The sequence below is a fragment of the Paraburkholderia sp. MM5496-R1 genome, from assembly GCF_050436205.1.
GTDB classification, from domain to species: Bacteria; Pseudomonadota; Gammaproteobacteria; order Burkholderiales; family Burkholderiaceae; genus Paraburkholderia; species Paraburkholderia tuberum.
In genome coordinates this window covers 1,342,937-1,350,000 of record NZ_JBNDLT010000003.1, presented here as the reverse complement: position 1 = coordinate 1,350,000, position 7,064 = coordinate 1,342,937, and the positions used below count along the sequence as shown (strand labels likewise).

Annotated in this window: 6 protein-coding genes (1 of these 6 cut by a window edge); 5 read left to right on the top strand and 1 reads right to left on the bottom strand. The window is 65.8% G+C overall.

Annotated elements, in window-relative coordinates:
* Window positions 1–156 carry the 3' portion of a histidine phosphatase family protein gene (locus OKW38_RS32515; protein ID WP_429364923.1) on the top strand. The gene continues 465 nt to the left of window position 1, outside the view, so the window shows 156 of its 621 coding nt (coding positions 466–621); its start codon lies beyond the left edge, outside the window; it ends in the stop codon at window positions 154–156.
* 13 nt (window positions 157–169) lie between these two features.
* Here OKW38_RS32515 and OKW38_RS32510 read toward each other — a convergent pair whose 3' ends face one another.
* Window positions 170–610, bottom strand: a complete 441-nt coding sequence (locus OKW38_RS32510; RefSeq protein ID WP_090808487.1) for a hypothetical protein — start codon at window positions 608–610, stop codon at window positions 170–172.
* A gap of 197 nt (window positions 611–807) precedes the next feature.
* Between OKW38_RS32510 and OKW38_RS32505 the strand changes: the two genes are divergently transcribed.
* From OKW38_RS32505 to OKW38_RS32490, 4 genes are all read left to right on the top strand, one after another.
* Window positions 808–2,325, top strand: a complete 1,518-nt coding sequence (locus OKW38_RS32505; protein ID WP_429364922.1) for an ATPase domain-containing protein — start codon at window positions 808–810, stop codon at window positions 2,323–2,325.
* 3 nt (window positions 2,326–2,328) lie between these two features.
* Window positions 2,329–3,987 carry an ATP-binding protein gene (locus tag OKW38_RS32500; protein ID WP_090808483.1) on the top strand — a complete coding sequence of 553 codons (1,659 nt, stop codon included), beginning with the start codon at window positions 2,329–2,331 and terminating at the stop codon, window positions 3,985–3,987.
* A gap of 208 nt (window positions 3,988–4,195) precedes the next feature.
* Window positions 4,196–4,900, top strand: a complete 705-nt coding sequence (locus tag OKW38_RS32495) for a MarR family winged helix-turn-helix transcriptional regulator (protein WP_090808481.1) — start codon at window positions 4,196–4,198, stop codon at window positions 4,898–4,900.
* A 6-nt stretch (window positions 4,901–4,906) separates the two neighbouring features.
* The gene (locus OKW38_RS32490; protein ID WP_090808479.1) at window positions 4,907–7,009 is read left to right on the top strand and encodes an FUSC family protein; all 2,103 of its coding nucleotides are present in this window, start codon (window positions 4,907–4,909) and stop codon (window positions 7,007–7,009) included.
* Window positions 7,010–7,064: the final 55 nt, after the last annotated feature.

The following is a 7,064-nucleotide window of genomic DNA, read 5'->3' as shown; positions in this document are numbered from 1 at the left end:
GCCATCACCCATGCGACTCTACTGCGAGCGGCAATCGTGCACGCCCTCGGCGCATCGCCAACCGTGTTCTGTCGCATCGAGATCGCGCCGCTGTCGGTCGTCGAATTACGCCACTCGCGACGCGGCTGGTCGTGGCGCCCGGCCGCCACCGCCTGAACGGCACCGCCGCTTACCTGCCCGACACCACGAGCCGCAACCGGTTGGACCCCTCGGGCGTCAGCGTGATTTCGGTGCGTCGATCCTTCGCGCCGAGATAAAAGTGCTGACGTCCCGGCGAATTCTGATCGTGCGTTGCATCGGGCAGGCACGACGCGACGTCTGCCGCGACCGCTTCCAATGCATCCGCGTTCGAGCCCGCCGCCTGATGCGGCGTCCACGTGCACTGGAAACTTCGATGCGCGGCCGAACATTGCGCATCATCGCCATAAGGTTGCGCAACGCCTTTGCCGTCGTCGGGTGTCAGCGAGGCGAAGCCGTCCGGCGCCGCGGCCACGATCCGTTTGAGCGCACCGCAAGGTCTGGGGCTATCGTCGGCGGATGCACTGACCGGCAGCAGCGCAACGAGCGATGCCGCGGTAAGCGCGATAGCCGAAAGTCGATAGGTTTTCATGGTGTGCGTGAAGCTTCCAAAGTGCTGCTGAAGAAAAACTCGCAGCGAGCCACCTTTAATAGCACGCTTCATGCCCATGCGCGCGAGGCCCGAGCACGCAGGCAATGCACGACGGCACACAAATTGCGTAGCGCCATACCGGCCGCGACATCGCGCCCGTTTCGATCAAAGCCACTGCCGACGTCATTTCAACCATCATGTCGACCACTACCGCCGCCCCTACCCCCGCCCGCATATCGTCGGGCATCGAAGGCATCGACGACATCCTCGGCGGTGGCCTTACGCCGAACCGCATGTACCTCGTGGAGGGTGTACCAGGCACGGGTAAGACCACCCTCGCGTTGCAATTCTTACTCAAGGGCCTGCACGAAGGGCAGACCGGCCTTTATATCGCGCTGTCCGAAACCCGTGCTGAACTGCTCGCGATCGGCGCGAGCCATGGCTGGGATCTGAGCCGTTTCACGATACTGGAGCAACTGCCCGAAGAAGGGCTCGAACCGCAATACGAACAGACCGTGCTGCACCCGGCCGAAGTCGAACTCGGCGAAAGCGTGCGCAACGTAATCGAGCACGTCGACAAACTGAAGCCGGCGCGCGTCGTCCTGGACAGCCTGTCCGAACTGCGTCTGCTGGCGGAGAACCCATTGCGCTACCGTCGGCAGATTCTCGCGCTCAAGCACCATTTCGCGACGCGCGAATGCACGGTGCTGCTGCTCGACGACACGTCGGCCAGCGCCTCCGGCATTCAGCTTCACAGCATCGTGCACGGCGTGATCAGCCTCGAAAACGTCGCTCATGATTACGGCGGCAATCGCCGCCGTCTGCGCATCGCGAAGATGCGCGGCATCAAGTTCCGCGAGGGCTATCACGACTTCACGCTGAACACCGGCGGTCTGCGCGTCTATCCGCGTCTGGTCGCCGCCGAGCATCACAGCGCATTCGGCACGAGCCCGATGAGCACCGGCACGCCCGGCCTCGACGCGCTGCTCGGCGGTGGCCTCGTCCCCGGCACCAATTCGCTGATCATCGGCCCGTCGGGGGTCGGCAAAACCACCACCGTCGTGTCGTGCCTGCTTGCCGCACTCGAACGCGGCGAGCGTTGCGCGTACTACGTATTCGACGAAACGCTCAGCACGCTGGTCACACGCTGCGCGACGCTCGGCATGGATCTCGCGCCGCACGTCGAAAGCGGTCTGCTGATGCTGCGCCAGATCGATCCCGCGGAAATCTCGCCGGGCGAGCTGTCGAGCGACGTGCGCAACGCGGTCGAAAACGAGCACGTGCGCTATGTCGCGGTCGACAGCCTGAACGCCTATCTGCAGGCAATGCCCGGCGAGCGCTACCTGCTGCTGCACATGCACGAATTGCTCGGCTATCTGAATCAGCAGGGCGTGGTCACGATGCTCGTGCTCGGGCAGCACGGCATCATCGGCGAAGTGCAGACCGAGGTCGACGTCAGTTATCTGAGCGACGTGGTCGTGCTGTTCCGCTATTTCGAGCACCACGGCGAAGTGCTGAAGGCAATAACCGCCGTCAAGAGCCGCGCGAACGATCATGAACGCACGATCCGCCAGTTCCGCCTCGGCACCGAAGGCGTCGAGGTCGGCGAAGCGCTGCGCGACTTCGAGGGCGTGCTGTCGGGCCTGCCCTTGTATCGCGGCAGCACCGCGATGCTCGGCGCGACGAACCATCTGATCGATATGTCAGGACAGTGAGCGATGGAGCAGCGTGTCCTCATCCTCGCACCGTTCGGCCGCGACGCCGAAGTGATCACCGCCGTTCTGCACAATGACGCACGCGCCTGCGTGACCTGCGACGACGCCGACGCGCTCACCACCGAGCTCGACGTCGGCGCGGGCACCGCGCTGCTCACCGAGGAAGCGGTCGCGAACGGCCACGGCTCGAGCCTCTATGCGTGGCTCGAACGGCAGCCCGCATGGTCCGACTTCCCGTTCATCCTGCTCGCCGCCCGCAGCATCGGCCATCGATCCGCGCGCGGGCTCGAAGTGCTCGAACGGCTCGGCAACGTAGTGGTGCTCGAACGTCCGCTCAATTCGGAAACGTTGCGGCGCGCGGTCGTGTCGTCGTTGCGGGCCCGCGGACGGCAATATGAATCGCGAAGGCTGCTTGCCGAGCGCATCGAGGCACAGGACGCGCTGGAGCAGCTGAACGATTCGCTGGAAAGCCGCATCGCCGCGCGCACGCACGAACTTGCGTCAGCCAACGACCGGCTGATGGCCGAGATCCACGAACGCGCGAAGGTTCAGGCCGTGCTCGTGCAATCGCAGAAGATGGAGGCGCTCGGTCAGCTGACCGGCGGCATCGCGCACGACTTCAACAATCTGCTGAACGTGATCATGGTCAACGCGGAACTGATCGCGCGTGTGAGCGGCGACGAACGCCTGCGCGGCATGGCGGCCACCGTCAAGCGCGCGACCGAGCGCGGCGCGAAACTGACTGGCCAGTTGCTGACTTTCTCGCGCAACAGCAACCCGAATCTGAAAGCGATCGACGTGGTCGCGCTGCTGCAGGGCATGCGCGACATCATCGCTGTGTCGCTCGGCTCGAGCATCCGCTATGACAACGACTTCGAGCGCACCGAAATGTGGACCCAGGCCGACGCAAATCAGCTCGAGCTCGCGGTGCTCAATCTAGCGATCAACGCGCGCGACGCGATGCCGGCCGGCGGGCGCCTCGACATCCACGTGACCCTGCGCGACGCGCCCGACCAGACGCTGAAGCATGGCCGCTACGTCGTGATCGAAGTCGCCGACACGGGTGAGGGCATTCCTCCCGACGTCGTGTCGCGCGTGTTCGATCCGTTCTTCACGACCAAGCCGATCGGCAAGGGCACGGGGCTAGGCCTGAGCCAGGTGTATGGCATCGCGAGGCAGGCGGGCGGCGCCGCGCGCATCTTCAGCGAAGAAGGTACCGGCACCACGGTGCAGATTTGGCTGCCGATGCGCGAGCGAGTGGCCGCGCACAGCGAAGCGGAGTCCGATGCGGAAGCGAACGCGGTCGGCGACAAGCGCGTGCTCGTGGTCGAGGACGACAGCGAAGTGCGCGCGATGCTCGTTGAATCGTTGCGCATGCTCGGCTACACGGTGACCGAGGCCGCCGACGGCCAGGCCGGCCTTGACCGCCTCGTCGACGATCATCCCGATCTGCTGATGGTCGACTTCGCGATGCCGGGCATGAACGGCATCGACGTGATCGCCGCGGCGCGCAAGCTTCGTGCCGATCTACCGGTGGTCCTGGCGACCGGTTATGCGGACGTCGACATTGCCGATCTCGCAGTCAAGCATTGCACGATCCTGCGCAAGCCGTTTCAGCTCGACGATCTGGCGCGCACGGTGCGGATCGGGCTGCTCGCGTGAATCAAGCTCAAGTGAATCAAGTAGACCACTTGCATCAAAATGCCCATTGAATCGCGGCGCACCGCACACCCGACGATTCTGTAAGCCCCCACCTCCTGGCCACCGATTTAATGCCGCTGTCGCATTCGCGCCGCAGACTCCTCCGGTTCGGCCACGATTTCCAATTCAATAGTTTGCTAACGAATATTTTGGAAATACAATACCGGCCATGTCGAATCTCGATGCCCTGCGCCGCACCGTCAGCAGCACGCTGGTCGTCGCCGCCAGAAAGTGGCGGCGCACGAGTCACGGTGTGCTCGCGGCCTTCAACGTATCCGAAGCGTGCGCGACGCCGCTTCTGACCGCGAGCCGGCTCGGCTCGGCGGTGCGTCAGGTCACGCTCGCCGATCACATCGGCATCGAGGGGCCGTCCCTCGTGCGGCTGCTCGACCAGTTGTGCGCGGCCGGCCTGATGCGCCGCGACGAAGATCCCGAAGACCGCCGCGCGAAGACCGTCGTACTGACCGACGAAGGCCGCGCCGTCACCGCGAAGATGGAAGAGGAGCTGGTCACGTTGCGCGCGCAGGCGCTCAAAGGCGTATCGCGCGACGATCTCGAAGCCGCCCTGCGCGTGCTCGGCGCATTCACGGCCGATGCCGCCGGACGCGCCGAACCGGGAAGCGTCGAGCGCGACACGCGTCACGAACGCGCGCAGCCGGTGCGCCCGGAATCGGTCAGGCACGAGGCGACGAAGCGCACCTCGTCGGCGAAGCGCGAGCCCGCCAAAGGCGAGGCGCTTGCCAGCAAGGTCAAACGGACGAGCGGCAAAAGCGCTGCCAAAACGGCCGGCAAATCACGCGGCACCGCCAAGGCGCGCAAGTCCACCAAGAGCGGCGCGCGAGCCACCGCGCCGCACAACGCCGATTCCGCGTAACGGTTCATGGTCTATCCCACTCTCCGCGACTGGCTGTTTTCCGTCAAAACGTTCGCCGCGGCCATGCTCGCGCTTTACATCGGCCTCGCGTTCGAACTGCCGCGGCCGTACTGGGCGATGGCGACCGTCTACATCGTGTCGAACCCGTTCGTCGGCGCGACCCGCTCGAAAGCGATCTATCGTGCGCTGGGCACTGCGCTCGGCGCGTCGGGCGCGGTGCTGCTGGTGCCGCCGTTCGTCGAATCGCCGTACCTGTTCAGCGTGGTCGTCGCGGCGTGGATCGGCACGATGCTCTACCTCGCGGTGTCCGACCGCACCGCGCGCAGCTACGTGTTCATGCTGGCGGCCTATACGATGCCGATCATCGCGCTGCCGTCGGTGACGAATCCGACCGGCGTCTTCGATCTCGCCGTGAGCCGGACCGAGGAGATCATTCTCGGCATCGTGTGCGCGAGTATCGTCGGCAGCGCGGTGTTTCCGAGCCGGCTCGCGCCGACGATCATCGAGCGCACCGACGCATGGTTTCGCGACGCCGCGTTCTACGCGACCGAAACGCTGTCGGGCCGTATCGCAAGCTCGGCGATTTCCGGTGCCCGGCAACGACTCGCGAGCACGATCAACGGTCTCGAACTGCTGCTGAGCCAGCTCGCCTACGATCACACGCGGCCCGACGTCCTCGCGCGCGCGCATGAACTACGTGGCCGCATGCAACTGCTGCTGCCGATCATGTCGTCGCTCGCCGATCCGCTGCTCGCGCTCTACAACAACGGCCCGCAACACTGGCCCGAAGGACTTCAGACGCTGATCGACGACGTCATCAAGTGGTTCAACCAACCGCTGCCCGCGCCGAGCGAGGGTTATCACGCGGACGAGACCGCCAACGCGCTGCGCGCGCGCATCGCCGCGATGCACCCGCCCGCCGCCGCGCTCACGCATTGGGACGGCGCGCTGCTGTCGAATGCACTATGGCGCCTCGCGCAAGTGATCGACGTGTGGCAAGACTGCCGCTCGCTGCGCATCATCATCACGCGCGAGGAAGGTTCGTGGCGGCCGCATTTCCGTCACTGGCGACTCGGCGGCACCGAGCGCTTCTACGATCGCGGCATGATGCTGTTCGCGACCGTGTCGGCGGCCGCGGCTGTGGTGCTCGCGTGCGCGCTGTGGATCGGCTCGGGCTGGAACGACGGCGCGAGCGCGGTCACGCTCGCGGCGGTCGCCTGCTGCTTCTTCGCCGCGCTCGACGAACCCGCGCCGTTCGTGTTCCGCTTCTTCCTCGCGACTGGCGTCGCCGTGGTGGCCGCGGGCCTCTATCTGTTCGTCGTGCTGCCGCAGGTGCACGACTTCCCGATGCTGGTGATCCTGTTCGCCGCGCCGTTCATTCTGGTCGGCACGCTGATTCCGCGCCCGCAGTTCAACATGGTGACGGTGCTGGTCGCGGTGAACACGGCCACCTTCATCAGCATTCAGGACGCGTACGACGCGAACTTCCTGACGTTCCTGAACGCCAACCTCGCGGGCCTCTCCGGCCTGCTCTATGCATACTTGTGGACCCGTGCGACGCGCCCATTCGGCGCCGAGCTGGCCGCGGCGCGCCTGTTGCGCTCGAGCTGGGCCGACGTCGCGCTGAGCGCGTCGACGCGGCCGATCGAAGACCCGCGCAATCTCGCCGCGCGCATGCTCGACCGGCTGATGCAATTGATCCCGCGCCTCGCTGCAACCGACGACTACCGCCATCCGTCGATCGAGAGCTTCCGCGATCTGCGCATCGGGTTCAATGCGCTGGACCTGCGCCGCCTCACACGCAAGCTCGGCGGCGAAGCGGCCGGCGCGATCGACCATGTTCTCGATGGAGTGCGTACATACTACGAGAGCTGCATCGATCGACGCCACCGCGAGCCGGTGCCGGACAGCCTGATGTCGTTGATCGACGTGGCCGTCGCGCGCGTCACCGCGCAGGGGCTCGCCAATGCCGCGGCGCCGACCGAGACCTCGCAGACCTCGGCGCGTCAGTTGCGCGATGCGCTGCACGCGCTGGTCGGCTTGCGTCTTTCGCTGTTTCCGGCGACCCTCACGAAACCAACGCCGACCGAACCGGAGGCCGCCGCGTGATGCACCCATTCTTGCGCCCCTGCTTGCGCCCGCTTGCGCCCGCCTTCGCACCCCG